Origin of the sequence: Pantoea sp. SIMBA_079 (assembly GCF_046940275.1) — a bacterium.
Taxonomy (GTDB): Bacteria; Pseudomonadota; Gammaproteobacteria; order Enterobacterales; family Enterobacteriaceae; genus Pantoea; species Pantoea borealis.
Map to the genome: position 1 here is coordinate 1 of NZ_JAWRYR010000839.1, position 241 is coordinate 241.

General features: G+C 71.8%; 1 protein-coding gene. It reads right to left on the bottom strand.

Annotated features, from left to right (window positions below):
- Positions 1-241 (bottom strand): ATP-binding cassette domain-containing protein (locus SB719_RS22310; protein WP_412160056.1); only part of this gene is annotated, 241 nt, incomplete at both ends.

Consider the following 241-nt stretch of genomic DNA (forward strand, 5'->3'; position numbering starts at 1 on the left):
GAGCAGGGTGGTGGGCTCGTCGGCGACGACGAGCTCCGGACGTCGGACGAAGGCTCCGGCCAGCGCGAGCAGCTGCTTCTGGCCGCCGGACAGCTCGTGGGAGGAGCGGTCGCGGAGCGCGCTCAACCCGAACCTCTTGAGGGCGTCCTCCACTCGTCGCGCGGTCTCCTCCCGGCCCAGTCGCTCCGAGCGGAGCGAGAACGCCACATCCTCCGCGACCGTGGGCATCACGATCTGCGCG